Source organism: Streptomyces sp. NPDC002851, assembly GCF_053591935.1.
In genome coordinates this window covers 1-21,969 of record NZ_JBSFUT010000002.1, presented here as the reverse complement: position 1 = coordinate 21,969, position 21,969 = coordinate 1, and the positions used below count along the sequence as shown (strand labels likewise).

At 70.1% G+C, this 21,969-nt stretch carries 18 protein-coding genes and 1 riboswitch; of the genes, 9 read left to right on the top strand and 9 right to left on the bottom strand.

Translation table 11 applies throughout. The features are described from left to right. The first annotated feature begins 14 nt into the window (after window positions 1–14). From ACWD10_RS01940 to ACWD10_RS01920, 5 genes are all read left to right on the top strand, one after another. Window positions 15–4,409, top strand: coding sequence for an HD domain-containing protein (locus ACWD10_RS01940; protein WP_451085935.1), 4,395 nt, complete (start codon window positions 15–17; stop codon window positions 4,407–4,409). A 7-nt stretch (window positions 4,410–4,416) separates the two neighbouring features. Continuing rightward, window positions 4,417–4,797 (top strand): Pepco domain-containing protein, encoded by a 381-nt coding sequence (locus ACWD10_RS01935; protein ID WP_451085933.1) that lies wholly within the window; start codon window positions 4,417–4,419, stop codon window positions 4,795–4,797. Window positions 4,798–4,874: 77 nt separating this feature from the next. Further along, a complete protein-coding gene (locus ACWD10_RS01930) occupies window positions 4,875–5,483 on the top strand; it encodes a Uma2 family endonuclease (RefSeq protein WP_451085931.1) in 609 nt (202 codons plus the stop codon). Window positions 5,484–5,513: 30 nt separating this feature from the next. Next, a complete protein-coding gene (locus ACWD10_RS01925) occupies window positions 5,514–6,188 on the top strand; it encodes an HD domain-containing protein (protein WP_451085929.1) in 675 nt (224 codons plus the stop codon). A gap of 143 nt (window positions 6,189–6,331) precedes the next feature. After that, complete coding sequence (locus ACWD10_RS01920) at window positions 6,332–7,597, top strand: Cmx/CmrA family chloramphenicol efflux MFS transporter (protein ID WP_451085927.1); 1,266 nt, start codon at window positions 6,332–6,334, stop codon at window positions 7,595–7,597. Here ACWD10_RS01920 and ACWD10_RS01915 read toward each other — a convergent pair. From ACWD10_RS01915 to ACWD10_RS01905, 3 genes are all read right to left on the bottom strand, one after another. Next, window positions 7,548–8,342: a trypsin-like serine peptidase gene (locus tag ACWD10_RS01915; protein ID WP_451085925.1), complete on the bottom strand. Its 795-nt coding sequence runs from the start codon at window positions 8,340–8,342 to the stop codon at window positions 7,548–7,550. The genes ACWD10_RS01920 and ACWD10_RS01915 overlap by 50 nt on opposite strands. A 156-nt stretch (window positions 8,343–8,498) precedes the next feature. Next, window positions 8,499–8,765 (bottom strand): DUF4031 domain-containing protein, encoded by a 267-nt coding sequence (locus tag ACWD10_RS01910; RefSeq protein ID WP_451085923.1) that lies wholly within the window; start codon window positions 8,763–8,765, stop codon window positions 8,499–8,501. Further along, window positions 8,762–9,151, bottom strand: a complete 390-nt coding sequence (locus tag ACWD10_RS01905; protein ID WP_451085921.1) for a hypothetical protein — start codon at window positions 9,149–9,151, stop codon at window positions 8,762–8,764. Before ACWD10_RS01905 ends, ACWD10_RS01910 begins: the two co-directional genes overlap by 4 nt. Window positions 9,152–9,312: 161 nt before the next feature. Between ACWD10_RS01905 and ACWD10_RS01900 the strand changes: the two genes are divergently transcribed. After that, the gene (locus tag ACWD10_RS01900; RefSeq protein WP_451085919.1) at window positions 9,313–10,230 is read left to right on the top strand and encodes a MurR/RpiR family transcriptional regulator; all 918 of its coding nucleotides are present in this window, start codon (window positions 9,313–9,315) and stop codon (window positions 10,228–10,230) included. A 52-nt stretch (window positions 10,231–10,282) separates the two neighbouring features. Then, window positions 10,283–11,224 (top strand): N-acetylmuramic acid 6-phosphate etherase, encoded by a 942-nt coding sequence (gene murQ, locus ACWD10_RS01895; protein ID WP_451085917.1) that lies wholly within the window; start codon window positions 10,283–10,285, stop codon window positions 11,222–11,224. Between the two features lie 150 nt (window positions 11,225–11,374). On the opposite strand, the gene ACWD10_RS01890 is transcribed toward murQ, so the two are convergent. The 6 genes from ACWD10_RS01890 to thrC all read right to left on the bottom strand — a co-directional run bounded on the left by ACWD10_RS01890 (window position 11,375) and on the right by thrC (window position 18,997). Then, window positions 11,375–12,838 (bottom strand): alanine/glycine:cation symporter family protein, encoded by a 1,464-nt coding sequence (locus ACWD10_RS01890; protein WP_451085916.1) that lies wholly within the window; start codon window positions 12,836–12,838, stop codon window positions 11,375–11,377. A gap of 199 nt (window positions 12,839–13,037) precedes the next feature. Further along, window positions 13,038–14,480, bottom strand: a complete 1,443-nt coding sequence (locus ACWD10_RS01885; protein WP_451085914.1) for an alanine/glycine:cation symporter family protein — start codon at window positions 14,478–14,480, stop codon at window positions 13,038–13,040. Between the two features lie 176 nt (window positions 14,481–14,656). Then, entirely contained in the window at window positions 14,657–16,279 is a 1,623-nt protein-coding gene (gene groL / locus ACWD10_RS01880; RefSeq protein ID WP_451085912.1) for a chaperonin GroEL, read from the bottom strand. A 330-nt stretch (window positions 16,280–16,609) separates the two neighbouring features. After that, entirely contained in the window at window positions 16,610–16,813 is a 204-nt protein-coding gene (locus ACWD10_RS01875) for a cold-shock protein (RefSeq protein WP_004986573.1), read from the bottom strand. A gap of 451 nt (window positions 16,814–17,264) precedes the next feature. Further along, a complete protein-coding gene (locus ACWD10_RS01870; protein WP_451085910.1) occupies window positions 17,265–17,543 on the bottom strand; it encodes a MoaD/ThiS family protein in 279 nt (92 codons plus the stop codon). 134 nt (window positions 17,544–17,677) lie between these two features. Next, window positions 17,678–18,997: a threonine synthase gene (gene thrC / locus ACWD10_RS01865; RefSeq protein ID WP_451085908.1), complete on the bottom strand. Its 1,320-nt coding sequence runs from the start codon at window positions 18,995–18,997 to the stop codon at window positions 17,678–17,680. Continuing rightward, window positions 18,991–19,136, bottom strand: a riboswitch (SAM riboswitch). Its footprint overlaps the gene before it by 7 nt. Before the next feature lie 189 nt (window positions 19,137–19,325). Between thrC and ACWD10_RS01860 the strand changes: the two genes are divergently transcribed. Together ACWD10_RS01860 and ACWD10_RS01855 are read left to right on the top strand one after the other, a co-directional pair. After that, a complete protein-coding gene (locus ACWD10_RS01860) occupies window positions 19,326–20,300 on the top strand; it encodes a glucosyl-3-phosphoglycerate synthase (RefSeq protein ID WP_451085906.1) in 975 nt (324 codons plus the stop codon). A 71-nt stretch (window positions 20,301–20,371) separates the two neighbouring features. Then, the gene (locus ACWD10_RS01855; protein ID WP_451085904.1) at window positions 20,372–21,781 is read left to right on the top strand and encodes an alpha,alpha-trehalose-phosphate synthase (UDP-forming); all 1,410 of its coding nucleotides are present in this window, start codon (window positions 20,372–20,374) and stop codon (window positions 21,779–21,781) included. Window positions 21,782–21,969: the final 188 nt, after the last annotated feature.

The following is a 21,969-nucleotide window of genomic DNA, read 5'->3' as shown; positions in this document are numbered from 1 at the left end:
CGCAGCAGCAAGGCATGGGGGAGCCGAAATACAAGGCCCTGCTGATCGGGGCCGCAAACTACGGGGCGCCGGGGATCACACCCCTGCCGTTCATCCCGGACGATCTGGAGCGGATGAGCGCCGCCCTGGTGGCACGAGGCTTCCATCAGGCTGCCGTGGCACAGCTCCCCCTGGTCACGCCGAACGAAGTGAACGGTGAGGTCACCCAGTTCCTCGGCGAGGCCGAGCGCGGGGACCGGCTGCTCATCGTGCTGAGCGGACACGGGGTGCACCACCGGGGCAAGGACTACCTCGTCCCCGAGGACATCCGTACCGAACTCCTCACCTTTGCCAAGGGCTGCATCGAGATCGACTGGCGGGATGAAATCGAGGAGAGCCGCGCCGAGCAGGTCGTCTTCCTGATCGACGCGTGCCGCGAAGGCATCGAGCGCGACACGAAGTCCACGTCGGGCTGGTCGAGGCGGAAGACCGAACTGGCCCGCGACCGCAAGGTGGCGTATGTCTACGCCTGTTCACCGGGCGAGTACGCGCGCTTCGTACGCACCGAGGACGCAAGCTTCAGCCTCTTTTCGGAGGCGGTGACGGACCTGCTGCAGGACCGGACGGCAACCGGAACCGGAACCCTCGGGACATTCCGTACCGCCGCACAGGAACGGATCGACACCCTCCACACCGAACACGCCAAACCCGGCCGCCCCCAGCGCATCCGCGCCCTGACCGAGACGCCAGAGGACGAGTTCACGCTGCTGCCGCCGGACGGCCGGTCGGGCGACAGGACGAGCGACACCGAGCGCACCTGGGTCGAGGCCGCCGCGTCCCACCCGGCCTGGCAGTTCACCGCCCCGGAGCTGAGCGCGACGGTCGAGCAGGTGCGGCAAGTGTGCGGGGCGCTGGTGAGCCGGTACGCGCGGACCTGCGACCAGTTGTCTGACGTCATGTCCGAAGACCCGTGGCACGACGCCGAGTTGGCGCACCGTACGACGGACCGTCTGGGTTTTCTGCTCCGCCGCCTGGCGCCGGGCACGGTCCTGTCGCCGACGGAGGCGGCACACCTCGTACTGCTGCCCTTCGCGGCGCAGGCGCACTGGGCGCGGCAGGCGGCCGAGCGACAGCCCCCGGAAGCCGAACTCGACGAATTCCTGGGGCAATTCCCGCGGCTCAAGCGCCGCATCCGCACCCTGCCGTGGCAGTCCGAGGCGCTGCGCCAGATCCGCTGGTGGGCCTACCACCGGTGGCTGATCCAGGACCCGGCAGTTTTCGCGGCGACGGTGGCCTCCGACGAGGACGTGCCGAGCGACAGCGACTGGACGCGGTCCGAGCTGGCCGAGCACCGTCTGCTGCGCTACCTCAAGGAGCAGCGCGTTGCCCCGGTCTCCGCCCCGGGCACGGCCCGCATCACGGCCCTGGAGGACCGGCGCGAGGTCGCACCGAGCACGGCCGACGAACACACGGTGCGGGAACGCCTGGTCTCGGCCCTGCTCAAGGCCGCGCACGCGCTGGCGATCGACCCGGCCGACCTGCCGGAGGTCCTGGTGGAGCACCTGGGCATCTCCGACAGCGTGGACCTCGACGCCCTGTTCGCCACGGTGCGCAAGTCCCAGTGGCACCCGTCCGGCGTCGGCCGCTCCCTGCGGGCCGAGTGCGAGCACCCTGCGGTGCTCGCCGCGCTGAAGGAGCACGCGGAGGACGTGGACGCCCTGCTGCGGGAACTCAACCACCTCGCCTCGACCGACGGCCCGCTGGCCCCGCTGAGCCCCCTTCCCGCGTACGCCGACGCCCGGGACGTACGCCTCACCTCGGCGGCACCCGCGAACCTCTCCGCGGGCATCCGCTTCCGCCTGGACGAGGAGCGGATCCAGGAACTCCTGATGGGCGAGCAGCTCTACGGCGAGCGGGGTCTGGCCATCAGGGAGCTGTACCAGAACGCGCTCGACGCCTGCCGGTACCGCGCGGCCCGCACCGAATACCTGCACCGCACGGGCCACCGGACCGCCGCCTGGGAGGGCGAGATCACCTTCACGGAGGGCGTGGACGACTCGGGCCGCGCCTACCTGGAGTGTGCGGACAACGGCGTCGGCATGGGCGTCACGGAACTGACCGGTGCGTTCTCCCGGGGTGGCGCCCGCTTCGTGGATCTGCCGGAGTACATCGAGGAGGGCGGGCTGTGGGCCTCGCTCGACCCGCCGGTGACGCTGGACCCCGTGAGCCGCTTCGGCATCGGTGTACTGAGTTACTTCATGATCGCGGACGAGATCACGGTGTGGACGTGCCGCCTGGGCCGCGACGGTCGGCCCGGCCCGCTCCTGAAGGTGACGATCGCCGGTCCCGGGAACCTGTTCCGCGTGGAGGATCTGGGGCAGGGCACCGAGTCGGGGACGAGGGTCCGGCTGTACGCGGCTCCCGGCCGGGATGTGCCGTCGCCGGACGAGGTCCTGCGCAGGCGGCTCATGGTTGCTCCGTACCGGGTGATCGCGCGTGGCGGTGGGGAGGAGCGGGTCTGGGAGCCCGGCGTGCTAGCGGCGGACCGGACCGTTCCGCCACAGCCGTCTCGCGGAAACGACGTGTGGTGGGTGCCGTACGGCGGCCAACTCCTGGTGGACGGCATCGTGGGAGCGAACAGCCACAACGTGCTGCGCGACCGGCCGACCGGCCGGGTGGTCAACCTGCACGGCGGCGAGGCCCGCCTGTCCGTCGACCGGCAGCGGATCATCGAATACGACCAGGATGCCGTCCGCGCGAAGTGCATGGCGGCTGTCGACGACCTGATGGGCCGCCCTGATCTCCTCACCCACACATGGCTTCTGGACCTGTACGAGGACGACACGATCCTCGCCGATGAGGTTCTCGCCCGCGCCATGGAGCTGCGCCTTTCCTGGGACACCGGGAACGGCACGCTCCACGCGAGCCGGACGGGACTCTTCCCGCTGGACCTGGAGCTGTTGCCCGTCGTGACGGGCATCCACTCCGCGCAGGAGTACGACAACAAGGCCACGGCCTTGCTGCTCCTCACGCTGCCCGAACCGCTGGTCCGCTGGCGGCTGCGCGCGCTCCTCGGACTCCCCACCGGGATGCCACCCACCGGAACCCCCGTGGATCTCCGCCTCTTCGTCGTGAACGCGCGCCTCACCGTGAAGTCCTGGCGTGCGGCATTCCAATATGCGTCGGGTCGCTACGAAAGGACCCGGGTCGACTTCGGCCCTATCGATAAGGACTGGGACCCCGGGATTCTCCCGCCGCTGGATGACGACGATGATCTGTCGTTCGAACTCAACGCCGTGCGGGACCTGATCCCCTGGCGGCAGGGAGACGAGCCTTTGCAGGCCGAAGAGGTCCTCGCGACGGCGTACGCCCTGCGTCTGCCCGTGAGCGAGGTCACCGACAGGCTTCGCGACCTCGGCTACCGCATCGCCCCGCTCGGCGCGCTCGCCCAGGCCGCTCCCGGCGACCTGCCTCTCCTGCGGGTGGAGCGGCCCGATACCTGGAACGTCCACGCCGAATGGCTGCCACCCGGCGGCGTGGTGCACCTGGCCCATCTGCTCGGCCTCGAAAGGCCCGACAAGACCTCGGTGCGCCTGGCCGAACTGGGTTACGTCCTGCCCGACTCGCTCGAAGAACAGCTCCCGAACTGGCCGGAGTTCAACGACTCCCGGCACCACGTCTCGGTCGCCCTGATGGCACACCCCGACGCCCTGCCCGCGTCCCCGTCGGATGCGAGCCGCATCACGCGCAGTCAACTCATCTGCGCGGCCGACGTTTTGGGAGCAACCCCGCGCGAACTCGCACGGCGCCTGGCCCTGCTCGGTTTCACCGTGCCCGACGACGCACCAGCCGCAGTCCCGGCCGCACACAGAACGGTGAACAGGGCGGGGCTCACCTCTACGTGGTCCCGCACCATCGCGGCAAGCGAGGTCGAACGCCTCCTCCACCGTGCCTTCACGGACCTTACCGTCACGGACGCACGGTCGGCGCTCGCCGAACTCGGCTTCTCGGTGTCCGATGCCCCGGGGGCCGCGTTTCCAGGGCTCAACCGGTTCATGGCGCCCGGCGCACCCGACCACCGCCACACCGAGGCCATCGTGACCCCCACCTGCCTCCGCGTGGCAGCCACACTGGCCGACGTTCCCGAGTCACGGCTCAGGGCGGGCCTCAGGGAAGCGGGCGTCAGGATCCCCGAGGCCACCGACCCGGCCCACGACGAACTCCTCGCGCGCCACCTCTCGCCGACAACCCGGGACGAGGCACCCGGCGTGCACCCCGGCGCACCCGACGTACCTCCGGGCACCCCCCTCCGTCTCGCGGAACTGGCATCCGCCGCCCTGGCCACCGGCCGGACCTTCCGCGAAGTGGCCGAAGCAGCAACCGAGTTGGGCTTCAAGCACGAGGCGGAGAACTGGTTCAACGACGCATAATCACCCTATGGACGAACTGGACCAGACCGCCGCTGACAAGGCCCCGGCCGAGCCGACCCTCGCCTTCTGGGTCACGGACGAGCCCGAAGAGGGCGAAGAGGGCGAAGACACCGACACCAAGGGCCTGTTCGGCCGCCGCGACGAGGACGACGACACCACCCCGGTCCTCCGCCAGGTCCCCCTGGGCCCCCTCCGCAAGAACCTCACCGAGACGGTCGACGCGCTCCAGCAACTCTTCGCCGACGCCGCAGCCCGCGAGGGCACCCTCCCCCTCGCGGAGGCGACCCTCTCCGTCCAGGTCACGGCAACCGGCGGCATCCAGCTCATCGGCACGGGCCAGATGCAGGGAACGCGGGGTCTGACCCTCACGTTCAAGCGGCCGTCTTGACCTCCACCCGCATGAGCGCATACTCCGGTGCGGCGTTAGGTACCGTCGATACCAGAAACGCCGGAGAGGGAGACAGCATGAGCGCACATCCGGTTGAATCGGACGGGCCGATCATCACGTATCAGCAGCTCCAGGAAGCCGTCGAGGCCATCGAGGGCGAGATGGACCGGCGTGGCCAGCACGTACGGGCAGACATCGCGAACCAGGAGATCACCGTCCACATGATGTGCCCCTCCCTCCCGCATGGAGAGATCGTGGCGGAACTCGTCTTCCAGATCCGGTCCCAGGACGGTGACGCGGTTGCCAGCGGGGAGTGCCGCGTCCACCACCCCGGGCTCGGACTGTGCCGCACCTCCGACTTGGTCGTCATGACACGGGAGGCCCGCAGCCGGCAGACCGAGGACTTCGCGGCATTCGCTCCGGATGTCTCCGTGGCCTTCGAGGTGGTGTCTCCTTCAAATCCGGGAAACGACCACATCGCCAAGCTCCGCGACTACCCACGCATGGGTGTCCCCCTCTACGTCATCATCGACCCGAGGGACGGCACGATCACCGTCCACTCCGCCCCCGATGCGGCAAGCGGCGAGCCCCGCTACCGGGACACACCACGCAAGGCCAAATTCGGAGACACGGTCCAGGTGGGCGCGTGGACCGTCGACACCTCCACATTTCCTCGCTACTCCTGAGGGGCACCGCGCGGTCAATAGGCTCACCCCATGACCGCCGACGTGACCGCCGACAACCGAGACCGCGACGCCGACCTCCGCCGCCGCTGGGCCGACACCCTGCTCGCCGCGCGCGGTGGCGACGACAAGCCCGACCCCGGCCCGTACGCCGACAACCTCCTCACCCGATGGGCCGAGCCGCAGCGCCGCTATCACACGCTCGACCACCTCGCGGCCGTGCTCCGGCATCTAGACGGCGCACTCGGTGAGCACGCCGATGACCCCGAGCTCGTACGCCTGGCCGCCTGGTTCCACGACGCCGTCTACCTTCCCGAGCGGTCCGAGAACGAGGAGCGGTCGGCCCGGCTCGCCGAACGGGCCCTGCCCGAGGCCGGGTTGAGCCAGGAGCAGACCGCCGAGGTCGCGCGGCTCGTGCGGCTGACCGTCACGCACGACCCGGCCGAGGGCGACCGGAACGGTGAAGCCCTGTGTGACGCCGACCTCGCCATCCTTGCCGCCGAGCCCGAGGCGTACGCCGCGTACGCCGCCGCCGTCCGTGAGGAATACGGGTTCGTGCCCGACGACGCCTTCCGCGCGGGGCGGGCCGATGTGCTGCGGCAGTTGCTCGCGCTGCCTCGGCTGTTCCGTACGCCGTACGGGGCCGCCGAGTGGGAGGCGCGGGCGCGGCGCAATCTCGCCGCCGAGTTGGAGTCGCTCTGCGATTGAGACAACCGTCACGGCGGGAATGAGCGGGAATGAAAGGGGCACCCGCACGGTTCGCACCTGACATGCCCGAAACCGAAAGCGCCTCCGGTTCCGCCCGACCCAACCGTTCCAACCGCTCCAACCGACCCGGCCGACCCGGCCGTATGCCCGTCGCCGTATACACCCTCGGTCTCGCCGTCTTCGCGCTCGGGACCAGCGAGTTCATGCTCTCCGGGTTGCTTCCGGCGATCGCCGACGACATGGATGTGTCCATTCCGCGGGCCGGGCTGCTGATCTCCGCCTTCGCGATCGGCATGGTCGTGGGCGCGCCCGTGCTTGCCGCCGCCACGCTGCGGCTGCCACGGCGGACCACGCTCATCTCGCTCATCAGCGTCTTCGGGCTCGGGCAGGTCGCGGGGGCGCTCGCGCCGACGTACGAGATTCTGTTCGCCTCGCGTGTGATCAGTGCGCTCGCCTGCGCCGGGTTCTGGGCCGTCGGCGCCTCCGTGGCCATCGCGACGGTGGACCGCGACGCCCGGGCCCGGGCCATGGGCGTGATGATCGGCGGGCTTTCCATCGCCAATGTGGTCGGCGTTCCCATCGGGGCGTTTCTCGGGGAGCACCTCGGGTGGCGGTCGGCATTCTGGGCCGTAGGGGCCGCCTCCGCGCTGGCGCTCGTCGGGGTCGCGACGCTGATTCCGCGGATCCCCGTGCCCGCCGAGAAGCCGCAGTTGCGGCGGGAGTTGACCATCTACCGGGACCCGCAGGTCTGGGTGCAGATCGCCGTGATCACGCTCGCGGGCGGTGGCGTGTTCTGCGCGTTCAGCTACCTCGCGTCGCTGCTCACCGATGTGTCGGGGCTCGACTCCGGCTGGGTGCCCACCGTGCTCATGCTCTTCGGGATCGGCGCGCTCGTCGGGACGACCGTGGGCGGGCGGATCGCCGACGGGCGGCTGTTCGCCGTGATGTTCAGCGGGATCGTCGCTTCTACCGTCTTTCTCGCCGTGCTCGGGCTGTTCGCCGAGGTCGCGGCCGTGGCCGTTGTGCTGTCCTTCCTCATCGGCGTCTCGGCCTTCTATACGGCGCCCGCGCTGAACGCCCGGATGTTCAACGTCGCCGGGGCCGCCCCGACCCTCGCCGGTGCCACCGCCACGGCCGCCTTCAACCTCGGCAACACCAGTGGCCCCTGGCTCGGCGGCACGGTCATCGACGCGAAGCTCGGCTTTACGTCACCGGCCTGGGCCGGGGCCGGGATGACGCTGGCCGCGCTGGGGGCGGCGTTCCTGGCGCTGCGGTTGCAGGGGAGGGCGACGGAGTCTGTGTCCGCGGGGGCGCACGTCGTGGCCGAGGGCGCCACCGGCACCGGCACCGGCACCGGCACTAGCCTGCCGCGACAGCCTTCTCGTACACCTTCCTCGTCGCCTCGGTGAACAGCACCGCCGTCGACTCCTCGTCCGTGTCGCCCCCGCTGAGCACCCCGATCAGCCGTCCCGGCCGCCCCGGCCCGCCGAACTCCGTGAGCCACGGGCTGCCGCTCGTGCCCGTCCAGAAGCCGCCGCACCGCATGTGCAGCATGTACGGCTCGTCCTTGTCCCGGGACGTGTGCGTGCGGCACGCGACCTGACGGTTCTCGGGGTTGTGCTCGGCGTCGGGGTAGCCGTACACCGTCACCTCGCGGTCGAAGCCGGAGGACCAGTCGGGGCGGGCCGCGCCGACGACATCCTGGATGGCGCGGCCCCGGTCGTCCGGCTCCAGGGTCAGAAACGCGTAGTCCGCGCGGTCGTCGGCCTGGTCCCGCCAGCGGTCGTCGAGGTAGGCGCCCTTCACGCGCCACCGGCCGTACGGTGTGCGGCCGTCGCCGGAGCCGCCGAAGCCGGGGGCGAAGGCGAGGTCGTCCTCCTCGGTGAGGTCCTCGACCTGGCCGTCCTCGTCGACGTTCCGTACACAGTGCCCGGCCGTGGCGATGACATTGCCCTGAGGGCTGTCGACGACGGTGGCCGTGCACCAGTGCTCGCCGTCGGCGACCAGGACACCGACCGACGGCAGCCCGTCCGTGGGCGTCGCCTCGGTCTGCGGGGCGGGCAGCCCGGAAAGCCCAGGCAGCACGGCGCATCCGGCGAGCAGGGCCAGGGCGGCGGGCAGCGCCCATACGGCCGGGCGGTTCGAGAACCCCATATACGTACGGAGGGTAAGAAGGCGACACGGGTTCCAAGAATCAGCCCGTCCGGCGTTTGAGGACGAGCGCGTTCAGCGCGAGGGGGGGCTGGGGGCGCAGCCCCCAGGAGCGGCGCCCGAGCCGACGGCACGGATGCGTGATCCGTAAGACGGGCCCTACGCTTCGCGCCCCTTCGGCCGCCTCAGCCCCGCCTTCACCAACAACCGCACGATGTCCCGACTCGGCACCTCCACCGCCCCCGCCCGCACCGCGCTCTCGTACCGAGCCGACGGCACGTCATAGTGGTCGCCGTCGAACGCCTGCCGCGGGCACCCGATCCCCGCGGCGAACGCGTGCAGTTCCTCGTACGACACATCGCTGATCATGTGCGACCACATCCGGCCGTGCCCCGGCCACGCGGGCGGGTCGATATAGATCGTCAATGCGCCACCGATCCGAGCGACCCGATGGCCGCGACCACGACCCCCGCCTTGCCGCACACCCAGTGCGGATCCGCACCCAACTCGGGCTCTACGTCCAAGGCATGAGGGTCACCCGAACCGCACACGGGGCACAGCGGCCACCGCCCGTACTTCTCCAGGAGCTTGTCCTGTACGTCCTGCGCGACGAGCCCGGCCACGAACTCCGCGCCCTCCGGCCACTGCGCGACCCACCACCGGCGGTGCACCACGGCGTCCTCGACCATCGAGACGACATCGGCCTGCGCGACCTCGAGCGCGACCAGGTCAGCGAGGACGAGCGCACGGGCGGCGTGCAACGCCTGCTCCAGAGGGCCGGTGGGATCGGCGGCGGGGTCGGACGGGTTCATGGCCCCATTGTGCGCCCCGTACCGGCACGAGGTCGACGGCCCACGGCTCACAGCAGCCCCAATCTCCACAGGACAGAAGTCCCGGCAGAACTCCCGAACACAGCCGTGACTTGACCGACGGCGTCTTGACCGCACACCAGGCCAAAAATATCTTTCAAAGTGTGAGCAACGAAGTGAAGGAAATTTTCACCGGTGACGCCCCCGCCGCCCCCGCGGCCCTCGCCGCGAAGGTGCGCACCCTCGGGCCGTCCATGACCCGCTCCATGCAGCGCGTCGCCGAAGCCGTGGCCGGCGACCCGGCGGGCTGTGCCGCCCTGACCGTCACCGGGCTCGCCGAGCTCACCGGCACCAGCGAGGCCACCGTCGTCCGCACCGCCCGCCTGCTCGGCTACCCGGGCTACCGGGACCTGCGGCTCGCGCTCGCCGGGCTCGCCGCGCAGCAGCAGTCGGGCCGCGCCCCGGCCGTGACCGCGGACATCGCCGTCGACGACCCGCTCGCGGACGTCGTCGCCAAGCTCGCGTACGACGAGCAGCAGACCCTCGCCGACACCGCGGCCGGGCTCGACACCACCCAGCTCGCCGCCGCCGTCTCGGCCCTGGCCGCCGCGCGCCGCACCGACATCTACGGGGTCGGCGCCTCCTCGCTCGTCGGCCAGGACCTCGCCCAGAAGCTGCTCCGCATCGGCCTCGTCGCGCACGCCCACGGCGACCCGCACCTCGCCGTCACCAACGCCGTACAGCTGCGCTCCGGGGACGTGGCCGTCGCGATCACGCACTCCGGCTCCACCGAGGACGTCATAGAACCGCTGCGCGTCGCCTTCGAGCACGGCGCCACCACCATCGCGATCACCGGCCGCCCGGACCGCCCGGTCTCGCAGTACGCCGACCACATCCTGACCACCTCCACGGCCCGTGAGAGCGAGCTGCGCCCGGCCGCGATGTCCTCGCGCACCTCCCAACTGCTCGTCGTGGACTGCCTGTTCGTGGGCGTGGCGCAGCGGACGTACGAGACGGCGGCCCCCGCCCTCGCCGCCTCCTACGAGGCGCTCGCGCACCGGCACAGCCCCCGTACGCGGTAAGCATCCGGCACGCACCCCTCCCTCCACCGCACACGAAAGAGCCGCCACCGCCATGACCTCCACCACCCCCGAGTCCGGCGAACTGCGCGCCCAGCTGGACACGCTGACCACCGAGGCGTTCCGTCCCGAACTCGCCGAGATCGACCGCATGTCGACGCTGGACATCGCCCGCACGATGAACGGCGAGGACGCCACCGTCCCGGCCGCCGTCGCGGACCGGCTGCCGCAGATCGCCGCCGCGATCGACGCGACCGCCGAGCGGATGGCCCGCGGCGGCCGCCTGATCTACGCGGGCGCGGGCACCGCCGGGCGGCTCGGCGTCCTGGACGCGAGCGAGTGCCCGCCGACCTTCAACACCGACCCGTCCGAGGTCGTCGGCCTGATCGCGGGCGGCCCGAGCGCGATGGTCACCGCGGTGGAGGGCGCCGAGGACTCCAAGGACCTGGCCCGCGAGGACCTGACCGACCTGGGCCTGACCGCCGACGACACGGTGGTGGGCATCTCCGCCTCGGGCCGCACGCCGTACGCCGTCGGCGCGGTGGAGCACGCGCGCGCGGCCGGGGCCCTGACGGTCGGCCTGTCCTGCAACGCGGACAGCGCGCTCGCGGCCGCGGCCGAGCACGGCATCGAGGTCGTCGTCGGGCCCGAACTCCTCACCGGATCGACGCGGTTGAAGGCGGGCACGGCCCAGAAGCTGGTCCTCAACATGCTCTCGACGATCACGATGATCCGGCTCGGCAAGACCTACGGAAACCTGATGGTGGACGTACGCGCCTCGAACGAGAAGCTGCGGGCCCGCTCGCGCCGCATCGTCGCGCTCGCCACGGACGCGCCGGACGAGACCATCGAGACCGCCCTGACCGCCGCGGACGGGGAGGTGAAGACCGCGATCCTGATGATCCTGGCGAAGGTCGACGCCGACACCGCCGAAAAGCTCCTGACCGACTCCCAGGGCCACCTCCGCGCGGCCCTGGCCGCGACGGCGACGGATTAGGCAGCATCCCCTCCCACCGGCCCCGCGCCACGCCACGCCAAAGGGCGGCACCCCCAAGGGAATGCCGCCCTCCGACTCGTACGACCGCGAGCGCGCCCGCGCCCGCGACCGCGACCGCGACCGCGACCGCGACCGCCACCAGCGTCAGCGTCAGCGCGAGCCGACCGGTGCCTGCTCCTTCGCCACGCCCGCGGCCGCGTCGCCCGCGTCCGTGGTGCCCCAGCACTCCACCTCGCCGCGCAGGCCCGGCACCTGGTCCTTCCGGAAGACCGGGTCGAGGCCCTGGCGGCGCTGGGCCAGGTAGTCGTCGAGGAGGCGGAAGGCGACCGCCCCGAGCGGGATGATCGCGATCATGTTGACCAGGACCATCGCGCCCATCGTGACGTCCGCGAGGCTCCAGACCAGCGGGACGGAGCCGATCGCGCCGAGGACGGCGCAGGCGACGACGACCGCGCGGTACGAGGTCATCACGCTCTTACGGCGGGTGATGAACTCGATGTTGGACTCGCCGTAGTAGTAGTTACCGATCATGGAGCTGAACGCGACCATGAAGACGACGAGCGTCAGCAGGTGCCCGGCCCAGTCGCCGAGCGCGCCGGCGAAGGCGGACTGCGTCACGTCCGCGCCGCCGCGCTCGCCGAGCGTCGGGTTGGCGGTGAGGATCACGAAGGCGGTCATGGTGCAGATGACCAGGGTGTCGAAGTAGACGCCGAGGGTCTGGACCAGGCCCTGCTTCACCGGGTGCGTGGTCTCCGCGGCGGCGGAGGCGTTCGGGGCCGAGCCCATGCCCGCCTCGTTGGAGAACATGCCACGCCGCACACCCTGCAGGATCGCCGTACCCACGGCGCCACCCGCGACCTCACGGAAGCCGAAGGCGCTGCCGATGATGTCGGCGATCATGCCCGGCACGCTGCCGAGGTTGAGGACCACGACGATCAGGCCGACCAGCAGGTAGAGCGAGGCCATCGCGGGGATGAGGACCTTGGTGACGGCCGTCAGGCGCTTCACGCCGAAGAACACAGCGAGCGCGAGGAGCGCGGCGAGCACCACACCGAGGACGGGCGCGAACCAGGTGGAGTCCGTGCCGAAGGAGCCCTTCGCGGCCACCGTGATCGTGTTGGACTGCACCGCGGTCAGCACGAACCCGAAGGTCAGCGTGATCAGGACGGCGAAGATCACCCCGAGCCAGCGCTTCCCGAGCGCCTTCTGCATGTAGTAGGCCGGGCCACCGCGGTACGTACCGGGCTCGGTCCCGCGCACCTTGTACAGCTGGGCCAGGACCGACTCGACGAACGCCGAGGCACCGCCGATGAGGGCCATCATCCACATCCAGAAGACGGCGCCGGGGCCGCCCATGGTGATCGCGGTGGCCACACCGGCGATGTTGCCGGTGCCGATGCGCGCGGCGGCGGAGATGGTGAAGGCGCCGAAGGGGCTGACGCCGCCGGACTGCGGCTTGTCCTTGAAGACCCGGAACATCTCCGGGATCAGACGGATCTGCACGCCCTTGGAGCGCAGGGTGAACCAGACGCCGGCCACGGCCACCAGCGGAATCAGCAGATATGTCCAGAAGACGTCGTTGAGGTCGACGATCCAGGTTTCCAACGTGCTCATGGGGGTGCTTCCCGGTTCCTTGTGAGTCGGGGAGTCGGCCCGTTCGTTGCACACGCGTACGGATCGCGTACGGAGCGGACGGTCGGGCCGGACGGCGCGGAGGAGAACACTCCGCAAACGCCAGGACTCTAGGCAGGGACGACCGCCCCTGCCCAGAGCTTTCGGAAGTGCCCTATCTCACAATGTGGAACCGAGCCCGTCAGAGCAGCTTCGCCGACTCCGCCGACTCCCGCTCCGCCGCCGGTTCCCAGCACTGCACGCCCCGCAGATCCGGCATCCGGTCGCGGGTGAAGACCGGGTCGAGACCCTCGCGGCGCTGGGCGACGAAGTCCTCGGCGAGCCGGAAGGCGATCCCCGAGAGCGGCAGGATCGCCGCCAGGTTCACCAGTGCCATCACGCCCATGAACACGTCGGCGAGGTTCCAGATGACGCTCACCGTGCCGAGGGCGCCGAGGAAGACCACGACCAGGACGAGGGCCCGGTAGCCGGGCAGGACCCACTTATTGCGGGTCATGAACCGGATGTTGGACTCGCCGTAGTAGTAGTTGCCGATCAGGGTGGAGAAGCAGAGCAGGAAGACCACCACGGTCAGCAGGTGGCCCGCCCAGCCGCCGAGGGTCTCGGAGAGCGCGCTCTGGGTCAGATCGGCGCCCTGCTGGGCCCCGCTCAGCTCCGGGTTGCTGGTCAGGATGACGAACGCGGTCATCGAGCAGATGAGCAGCGTGTCGAAGAAGACCCCGAGCGACTGCACCAGGCCCTGCTTGGCCGGATGGCTGACGTCCGCCGTGGCACCGGCGTTCGGCGCCGAGCCGAGACCCGCCTCGTTCGAGAACATGCCACGCCGCACGCCCTGCTGGATCGCCGCGCCCAGGGCACCGCCGGCGACCTCGCGCACCCCGAAGGCCCCGCCCACGATGTCGAGGAACACCCGGGGCACGTCCCCGATGTTGAGTACGACGACCACGAGTCCGAGCAGCAGGTACAGCAGCGCCATCACCGGCACGAGCCACGTGGTGACCTGCGCGATCCGGCGTACGCCACCGAAGATCACCAGGGCGAGGAGGCCCGCGACCGCCAGGCCGAGCACCGCCTTGAACGAGCCGGGGTCCGCCGGGCCGATCGAGCCCGCGGCCACCGAGACGATGGTGTTGGACTGTACGGCGTTGAAGACGAAGCCGAAGGTCAGCGTGATGACGACCGCGAAGACCACGCCCAGCCAGCGGCGCTTCAGGGCGTACTGCATGTAGTACGCGGGACCGCCGCGGAACGAGCCGTCCTTGCCGCGCACCTTGTACAGCTGGGCGAGCGCCGACTCGACGAACGCGGAGGCGGCCCCGATCAGCGCCATCGCCCACATCCAGAAGACGGCGCCGGCACCGCCGAGCGTGATCGCGGTGGCCACGCCCGCGATATTGCCGGTGCCCACGCGCGCGGCCGCCGAGATGGTGAAGGCGCCGAAGGAGGAGACCGCCCCCGGCGCCGCCTTGTCCCGCACCACGCGCAGCATCTCGGGGAAGAGACGCAGCTGCACGGCCCGCGAGCGGAAGGTGAAGTAGAGACCGGCGCCGACCACGAGGGGGATCAGGAGCCAGGTCCAGAAGTGATCGTTGATGGTCACGATCACCGAGTCGAGCGTGTTCACGTACATCGTCCTTGCAAGTTCAAGCACCGAGGCGGACGCCCCTGCACGGCGAAGGCGCCCGCCTCACAAGGCTCATGAGCGAGAAGCTCATCAAGCAACAGGGGCGGTGCGCCTCCCGAGAGGGAAGCACACCGCCCCTTTGCAGAGCAAAACGCTCAGGACAGCTGATCCGGGGATCAGAAGTCCATGTCACCGCCCGGCATGCCGCCCGGAGCGGCCGCGGCGGCCTTCTCCGGCTTGTCGGCGATGACGGCCTCGGTGGTGAGGAACAGCGCGGCGATCGACGCGGCGTTCTGCAGCGCGGAACGGGTCACCTTGGCCGGGTCGATGACGCCCGCGGCGATCAGGTCCTCGTACTCACCGGTGGCGGCGTTCAGACCGTGACCGGCCTGGAGGTTGCGGACCTTCTCCACCACGACGCCGCCCTCAAGACCGGCGTTCTCGGCGATCTGCTTGAGCGGGGCCTGGAGGGCCAGCTTGACGGCGGCGGCACCGGTGGCCTCGTCGCCCTCGAGCTCCAGCTTCTCGAAGACCGAGGAGGCCTGCAGCAGGGCCACGCCACCACCGGCGACGATGCCCTCCTCGACGGCCGCCTTGGCGTTACGCACGGCGTCCTCGATGCGGTGCTTGCGCTCCTTGAGCTCCACCTCGGTGGCGGCACCGGCCTTGATGACGGCCACGCCGCCGGCCAGCTTCGCGAGGCGCTCCTGGAGCTTCTCGCGGTCGTAGTCCGAGTCGGACTGCTCGATCTCGGCGCGGATCTGGTTCACCCGGCCGTTGACCTGGTCGCTGTCGCCCGCACCGTCGACGATGGTGGTCTCGTCCTTGGTGATGACGACCTTGCGGGCGCGGCCGAGCAGGTCGATCGTCGCGTTCTCGAGCTTGAGGCCGACCTCCTCGGAGATGACCTCGCCGCCGGTGAGGATGGCGATGTCGTTCAGCATCGCCTTGCGGCGGTCACCGAAGCCCGGGGCCTTCACGGCGACGGACTTGAAGGTGCCCTTGATCTTGTTGACGACCAGGGTCGACAGGGCCTCGCCCTCGACGTCCTCGGCGATGATCAGCAGCGGCTTGCCGGACTGCATGACCTTCTCGAGGAGCGGCAGCAGGTCCTTGACCGAGCCGATCTTCGAGTTCGCGATCAGGATGTACGGGTCGTCGAGGACGGCCTCCATACGCTCCATGTCGGTCGCGAAGTACGCCGAGATGTAGCCCTTGTCGAAGCGCATGCCCTCGGTGAGCTCCAGCTCCAGACCGAAGGTCTGGGCCTCCTCGACCGTGATGACGCCTTCCTTGCCGACCTTGTCCATCGCCTCGGCGATGAGCTCACCGATCTGGGTGTCGGCGGCGGAGATGGAGGCCGTGGAAGCGATCTGCTCCTTGGTCTCGACATCCTTCGCCTGCTCCAGCAGGGCGCCGGAGACCGCCTCGACGGCCCGCTCGATGCCACGCTTCAGAGCCATCGGGTTGGCACCCGCGGCGACGTTCCGCAGGCCCTCCTTGACGAGCGCCTGCGCCAGGACGGTCGCGGTCGTCGTGCCGTCACCGGCGACGTCGTCCGTCTTCTTGGCGACCTCCTTGACCAGCTCGGCGCCGATCTTCTCGTACGGGTCCTCGAGCTCGATCTCCTTGGCGATGGAGACACCATCGTTGGTGATCGTGGGGGCGCCCCACTTCTTCTCGAGGACGACGTTGCGACCCTTGGGCCCAAGGGTCACCTTGACGGCGTCGGCGAGCTGGTTCATGCCGCGCTCGAGGCCGCGCCGTGCCTCCTCGTCGAACGCGATGATCTTGGCCATGTGAAGTGGTCCTCCCGGACTGGGGTGGATTGCTCCGGACCGCGCTGGCGCCCGCGACGGACGGCCTGCCTGCCTCGTGGTTCCTTGCCCCACCCGGCGTGGCGGCCTCACCGACCCGGTCCTTCTTTGTCACTCTCACCTGCAGAGTGCTAACGCCAATGATTAGCACTCTCCCTGGGTGAGTGCAAGGCGCTTCCGGTGAAGGAGGACCGTCGTCCGTACGGTGACGACCGCCGCAGGCGCGCCGGAGCCCGTACGCACGGAAGGACCCGCACCCCGGAGGGATGCGGGTCCTTCGTCACGTCGCTGCAGTCAGTCGCGTCGGCGCGATCAGGCAGTCACGCGGACCATGTCCGCCTGCGGCCCCTTCTGGCCCTGCGAGATCTCGAACTCGACCCGCTGGCCCTCTTCAAGGGTGCGGTAGCCGTCCATCTGAATCGCGCTGTAGTGGACGAATACATCCGCACCACCGTCGACCGCGATGAAGCCGTACCCCTTCTCCGCGTTGAACCACTTGACGGTGCCCTGAGCCATGCCTAACTCCCCTATTACTGGCCCTTGCACAGACCCGCACTTCGCGGATCCGGGTCAGACCTCACCCCCCGACAGGTGGGGGTGTGCGCCGGAACGCGTCGACCGCCGCTGAATGTATCTGTCCAACTGCCGTCTGCAACAGGTCAATCGGACGAGAATTCTGGGCACGGCCGAGCGGAAGAATACGGAGAAGTCGCCGCCAGCCAGGGCAAGTCGGGCCCGGCAAAGCTCTCATACGGCGCAAATGGCCGGAATGCATTGGCCGCTTCCGGCCGGGATTTCCTCGGAGTTCTCATATGCTCCCGGCACACTCAGCACGCACGGGACACTCACGGGGAATCGGACGCGCCCAACTGTACCGCGCGCCACGAGGCTGAATTACCCCCTCCGCTTAGCGCGGAGAGGGCAATTCTCAAGAACCTTGCGTATTGCGGGCCGATGAGCCCGACGCTCAGCAGCCGCCCGCGACCGCCGGGATGATGGAGACGCCGGCACCGTCCGGGGTCGCCGTCTCCAGGCCCTGCTCGAAGCGGACGTCGTCGTCGTTCACGTACACGTTCACGAAGCGGCGCAGCTTGCCCTGGTCGTCCAGGACGCGGGCGGCGATACCGGCGTGGTTCTTCTCCAGGTCCGCGATGACCTCGGCGAGGGTCGCACCCTCGGCCTGAACCTCGGACTGGCCGCCGGTGTAGGTGCGCAGGATGGTGGGGATGCGGACGTTGACGCTCATGGTTCACCTTTCGGCGGGGTAGAAATCAGCCCCTCCGGCGTTTGAGGAGCGGGGGTCTGGGGGCAGAGCCCCCTCACGCGGCGTTAGCCGCATATCGGCACTGCCGGGAAGGGGCGGGGCTGGGGAGTAAAAAGTCAGCGATCCAGACCAGCGGCCCGGAACGCATCAAGGGACGGCTTGATCACGGCAGTGGCCTGCGACGTGGGCGCCACCGCGTCCAGCGTCTTCAAGCCATCACCAGTGTTCAGCACAACCGTGGTCAACGACGGGTCGAGCACGCCGGTCTCGATCAGCTTCTTCGTGACGCCGACCGTCACCCCGCCCGCCGTCTCCGCGAAGATCCCCTCCGTACGGGCGAGCAGCTTGATCGCGTCGACGACCTGCTCGTCGTTGACGTCCTCCACGGCACCACCGGTGCGCCGCGCGATGTCGAGGACGTACGGCCCGTCGGCCGGGTTGCCGATGGCGAGCGACTTGGCGATGGTGTCCGGCTTCTGCGGGCGTACGACGTCGTGGCCGTTCTTGAACGCCTGCGACACCGGAGAGCAGCCCTCCGCCTGGGCGCCGAAGATCTTGTACGGCTTGTCCTCGACGAGCCCGAGCTTGATCAGCTCCTTCAGGCCCTTGTCGATCTTCGTGAGCTGGGAGCCCGAGGCGATCGGGATCACCAGCTGGTCCGGCAGCTGCCAGCCGAGCTGCTCGCAGATCTCGTACGCCAGGGTCTTGGAGCCCTCGCCGTAGTACGGCCGCAGGTTCACGTTCACGAAGCCCCAGCCCTCGCCGAGCGGGTCGCCGATGAGCTCGGAGCAGAAGCGGTTCACGTCGTCGTAGTTGCCCTCGATGCCGACGAGCTCGCCGCCGTAGACCGCGGCCATGACGACCTTGCCCTGCTCCAGGTCGTGCGGGATGAACACGCAGGAGCGGAAGCCGGCACGGGCGGCGGCGGCGCCGACGGCACCGGCGAGGTTGCCGGTCGAGGAGCAGGAGAGCGTGGTGAAGCCGAAGGCACGCGCGGCCTCGAGAGCCTGCGCGACGACGCGGTCCTTGAAGGAGTGCGTCGGGTTGCCGGAGTCGTCCTTGATGAACAGGCCGCCGGTGACGCCGAGTTCGGCCGCGAGGTTGTCGGCCTTGACGAGCTTGGTCCAGCCGGGGTTGAGGTTCGGCTTGGACGCCACGTCGGCGGGGACCGGGAGCAGCGGGGCGTACCGCCAGATGTTGTCCGGGCCGCTCTCGATCTTCTTACGGAGCGCTGCTGCTTGACTGGGCCCACCGGTCTGAAAGTCGTACGCCACCTCAAGGGGGCCGAAACACAGCTCGCAGGCGAAGATCGGGCCGAGCGGGAAGCGCTCGCCGCACTCGCGACAGGAGAGGCCTGAGGCCGGGCCGAGGTCGACGGGGGTGGTGGTGGCTTCTGCGGTCTGTACAGCCATGGAGGCGAGGCCCTTTCTCCTCATCTTCCTCGCGACGCATCTCGCCGCGAGACGGACTTGGCACCTTCCCTAGCCAGGGCCTCGCGCGCATGCAGTGCGAGAACTGACTGGAGGGTTGCCGGGGCTTCAACGGGCCGTATCCCTCTGCCCCTCTGGATGAGCGGTATGGACCGGCGGGTGCCGGACGTTTATGTGGACGCGGACCCCGACATGCGTCGGCCGTCCGCGTTGTTCAAGACTGTAACGGAAGCACCTGACAGTTGAGATAGTCGTCCGAACCGCGAGATGGATCACATCCACGGCCTACAGGACACGGCCAGGCAAGAACGGCCACGCAAGAGGGGACCGGAACGTGCTCGAAGAGGTGGAGCGCTGGCTGAACAGGCGCTCCTGGTCCGTGACCGACCGGCCGCTCAATCAGCTCCTCGCCGCCAAGGCCCGCAGCGGCAGCACGGTCAGCGTAGTGCTGCCCGCGCTCGACGAGGAGGCCACGGTCGGCGAGATCGTCGCCACGATCCGGCGCGAGCTGATGTCCGACGCGGCCCCGCTGGTCGACGAGCTGGTGGTGATCGACTCGGGCTCGACCGACCGTACGTCCGAGGTGGCCGCGGCGGCCGGGGCGCGCGTGGTGCACCGGGACGCGATCCTGCCGCGCATCCCCGCGGTGCCCGGCAAGGGCGAGGTGCTCTGGCGGTCACTCCTGGTGACCAGCGGCGACATCGTGTGCTTCGTGGACGCGGACCTGCGCGAGTTCTCGGCCGACTTCGTCTCCGGGATCGTGGGGCCGCTCCTGACCGAGCCCGGGGTACAGCTGGTGAAGGCGATGTACGACCGTCCACTGGGTACTGAGTCTGATTCGCCCGCCTCCGGCAGGACGTCCGGTCAGGGCGGCAGGGTGACGGAACTGGTCGCGCGGCCGCTGCTCAACCTCCACTGGCCCCAACTGGCCGGTTTCGTCCAGCCGTTGGGCGGCGAGTACGCGGCCCGCCGGTCGCTGCTCGAACGGCTGCCGTTCCCGGTGGGGTACGGCGTGGAGCTCGGGCTGCTCGTGGACGCGCTGCACACCGTGGGCCTGGACGCGCTCGCGCAGGTCGACGTGGGGGTGCGCAAGCACCGGCACCAGGACGGGCGGGCGCTCGGCCGGATGGCGGCGGCGATCTACCGCACGGCCCAGCTGCGGCTCGCCCGCGGCCACCTCGTACGGCCGGTCCTGACCCAGTTCGAGCGGGGCGAGGCGGGCTTCGAGCCGCGGACGCACGCGGTGGACACGGAGGAGCGGCCGCCGATGACCGAGATAGCGGAGTATGCGGACCGTCGCGTGGCGTGACCCTGGCCTTGACCCTGCCAAGTCGTACTCGGGGGCGTTTGGGTGCTGTCCGCCCGGGCTAGGTTGGGCGCATGGCTTCTGATGATTCGCCTGGTGCTGCTGACGGAGCTCAGGTTCTCGTCGCGTCCAACCGCGGGCCCGTCTCGTACGCCGTACGCGAGGACGGCACGCTCGACGCGAAGCGCGGCGGTGGCGGCCTGGTGTCCGGGCTCTCGGCCATTGGTTCCAGCGGCGCGGACTCCCTGTGGGTCTGCTCGGCGCTGACCGAGGGCGACCGGGAGGCGGTGCGGCGGGGCGTGGCCGAGCCGGGCGTGCGGATGCTCGACATCGACGCGGCGGTGCACGCGGACGCGTACAACGGCATCGCGAACTCGGTGCTCTGGTTTGTGCACCACATGCTGTACCAGACGCCCCTCGAGCCGGTCTTCGGGACGGAGTTCCGGCGACAGTGGGCGGCGTACGAGACGTACAACCGGGCCTTCGCGGAGGAGCTCGCCGCGCGGGCGGCGCCCGGGGCGGCGGTCCTGGTGCAGGACTACCACCTGGCCCTGGTCCCAGGGATGCTCCGCGGACTGCGAGCCGACCTGCGCATCGGTCACTTCTCGCACACCCCCTGGGCGCCGGTCGACTACTTCCGGATCCTGCCGGACGACATCGCCGAGCAGCTGCTCCGCGGCATGCTGGGCGCGGACCGGCTCGGCTTTCTGACCCACCGCTGGGCGGACGCGTTCACGGCGTGCTGCGAGGCGGTGGCCGGGGGGCTCGGGGACACCCGCGTGGGCGTGCACGGGCTCGGCGCGGACGCGGACTTCCTGCGGGAGCGGGCGCACCGGGGCGACGTGGCGGAGCGGATGGCGACGCTGCGGGAGCAGATCGGCGGCGAGGGCCGCAAGACGGTCGTACGGGTCGACCGCACCGAACTCTCCAAGAACATCGTGCGCGGCCTGCACGCGTACCGGCTGCTCCTCGACGAGCACCCCGAGTGGCGCGAGCGGGTCGTGCACATCGCGTTCGCCTACCCGTCGCGGCAGGATCTCGCGGTGTACCGGGAGTACACGGCGGAGGTCTCGCGCGTCGCCGAGGAGATCAACACGGCGTACGGCACGGCGACTTGGACCCCGGTCCTGCTGCACGTCAAGGACGACTTCGCGCGCTCCCTCGCGGCGTACCGCCTGGCCGATGTGGCCCTGGTCAACCCGATCCGGGACGGCATGAACCTGGTCGCCAAGGAGGTGCCGGTCGTCTCGGACGAGGGCTGCGCGCTCGTCCTGTCCCGCGAGGCGGGTGCGTGCGAGGAGCTGGGCGACGAGGCGGTGGTGGTGAACCCGTACGACGTGGTGGGCACGGCCGAGGCCCTGCACGCGGCCCTGAGCATGCCGCGGGGGGAGCGGGCCGAACGCACGAAGCGACTGGCGGCGGCGGCCACGGCGCTGCCTCCGCAGCGGTGGTTCCTGGACCAACTGGAGGCGCTGCGGGGCTAGGCGCCGCCGCGGCGCCACGGCTACCGCGCTGCCCCCGCAGCGGTGGTTCCTGGAGCAACTGGGCGCGCTGTGGGGCTAGGTCGTCGCGTCCGGCCGGTTGTTTCCCCAGCCCCGCCCCTTCCCGAAAGCAGGGGGCTCCGCCCCCTGCACCCCCGCTCCCCAAATGCCGGAGGGACTCGATTTCGAGC